Origin of the sequence: Rathayibacter sp. AY1F3 (assembly GCF_002931975.1) — a bacterium.
Classification (GTDB): domain Bacteria; phylum Actinomycetota; class Actinomycetes; order Actinomycetales; family Microbacteriaceae; genus Rathayibacter.
The window spans coordinates 1-2,340 of record NZ_PSVF01000058.1; the positions used below are offsets into that span (position 1 = coordinate 1).

A 2,340-nucleotide genomic window follows, 5' to 3' on the forward strand; every position below is an offset into this window, starting at 1 on the left:
CTTCGGGGTTGGGGGTCGTAATTTTTTTACGGAGAGTTTGATCCTGGCTCAGGACGAACGCTGGCGGCGTGCTTAACACATGCAAGTCGAACGATGAAGCCCAGCTTGCTGGGTGGATTAGTGGCGAACGGGTGAGTAACACGTGAGTAACCTGCCCTTGACTCTGGGATAAGCGCTGGAAACGGCGTCTAATACCGGATACGACCTGCCCCGGCATCGGGTGCGGGTGGAAAGTTTTTCGGTCAAGGATGGACTCGCGGCCTATCAGCTAGTTGGTGAGGTAATGGCTCACCAAGGCGACGACGGGTAGCCGGCCTGAGAGGGTGACCGGCCACACTGGGACTGAGACACGGCCCAGACTCCTACGGGAGGCAGCAGTGGGGAATATTGCACAATGGGCGAAAGCCTGATGCAGCAACGCCGCGTGGGGGATGACGGCCTTCGGGTTGTAAACCTCTTTTAGTAGGGAAGAAGGGCTTCGGCTTGACGGTACCTGCAGAAAAAGCACCGGCTAACTACGTGCCAGCAGCCGCGGTAATACGTAGGGTGCAAGCGTTGTCCGGAATTATTGGGCGTAAAGAGCTCGTAGGCGGTTTGTCGCGTCTGCTGTGAAAACCCGAGGCTCAACCTCGGGCCTGCAGTGGGTACGGGCAGACTAGAGTGCGGTAGGGGAGAATGGAATTCCTGGTGTAGCGGTGGAATGCGCAGATATCAGGAGGAACACCGATGGCGAAGGCAGTTCTCTGGGCCGTTACTGACGCTGAGGAGCGAAAGCGTGGGGAGCGAACAGGATTAGATACCCTGGTAGTCCACGCCGTAAACGTTGGGAACTAGATGTGGGGACCTTTCCACGGTCTCCGTGTCGCAGCTAACGCATTAAGTTCCCCGCCTGGGGAGTACGGCCGCAAGGCTAAAACTCAAAGGAATTGACGGGGGCCCGCACAAGCGGCGGAGCATGCGGATTAATTCGATGCAACGCGAAGAACCTTACCAAGGCTTGACATATACCGGAAACTTCCAGAAATGGTTGCCCCGCAAGGTCGGTATACAGGTGGTGCATGGTTGTCGTCAGCTCGTGTCGTGAGATGTTGGGTTAAGTCCCGCAACGAGCGCAACCCTCGTTCTATGTTGCCAGCACGTCATGGTGGGAACTCATAGGAGACTGCCGGGGTCAACTCGGAGGAAGGTGGGGATGACGTCAAATCATCATGCCCCTTATGTCTTGGGCTTCACGCATGCTACAATGGCCGGTACAAAGGGCTGCGATACCGTAAGGTGGAGCGAATCCCAAAAAGCCGGTCTCAGTTCGGATTGAGGTCTGCAACTCGACCTCATGAAGTCGGAGTCGCTAGTAATCGCAGATCAGCAACGCTGCGGTGAATACGTTCCCGGGCCTTGTACACACCGCCCGTCAAGTCATGAAAGTCGGTAACACCCGAAGCCAGTGGCCTAACCGCAAGGAGGGAGCTGTCGAAGGTGGGATCGGTGATTAGGACTAAGTCGTAACAAGGTAGCCGTACCGGAAGGTGCGGCTGGATCACCTCCTTTCTAAGGAGCATCTGGACACCGCAGGGTGTTCCAGGCGCCAGATCAAAGCGAATGTCTTTGCTGGTAGCTCATGGGTGGAACATTGAACTAGGTGCTCGGTGAGATCGTCTCGCGTCAGTACAGCCTTCGGGTTGGGAACGCGTCGGGGCGGTGGAGTCGGGTACATGCACGCTGTTGGGTCCTGAGGGACCGGGCCGGCTGCCTTCGGGTGGCGGGGTCGACTCTCCGGATCCTTTTCTCACGCCTGGGTGTGTGGGAGAGGGATACCGCCCGTATTTTGAGAACTACACAGTGGACGCGAGCATCTTAGATTCACGGCTTCGGTCGTGGATCGACAAGATTCGCATGGCGCGGCTTTCGGGCTGCGGTCATGCAAATCATTGGATCTGCAACTTTTCGAGTTGTAGTTTCTTAACTCATGTGATTAGCAAGTTCATAAGAGCAAACGGTGAATGCCTTGGCATCTGGAGCCGAAGAAGGACGTCGTAATCTGCGATAAGCCTCGGGGAGCTGATAAACGAGCTGTGATCCGAGGATTTCCGAATGGGGAAACCCCGCCAGGCCCCTTGTGGTGACCTGGTGACTCCCGCCTGAATATATAGGGCGGGTAGAGGGAACGTGGGGAAGTGAAACATCTCAGTACCCACAGGAAGAGAAAACAACAGTGATTCCGTCAGTAGTGGCGAGCGAACGCGGAAGAGGCTAAACCGAGTCATGTGTGATACCCGGCAGGGGTTGCATGGCCGGGGTTGTGGGACTTTTCGTTCCGGTCTGCCGGCCGGTGAACGTTCG

2 rRNA genes (1 of these 2 only partly in view) are annotated in these 2,340 nt (G+C 56.5%); both read left to right on the top strand.

Going from position 1 to position 2,340, the window contains the following annotated elements:
- The first annotated feature begins 25 nt into the window (after window positions 1-25).
- A 16S ribosomal RNA gene (locus C5C39_RS16945) occupies window positions 26-1,548 on the top strand.
- A gap of 425 nt (window positions 1,549-1,973) precedes the next feature.
- Window positions 1,974-2,340, top strand: a 23S ribosomal RNA gene (locus C5C39_RS16950) (it continues 2,904 nt past the right edge of the window).
- Together the 16S and 23S rRNA genes form the textbook arrangement of a ribosomal RNA operon.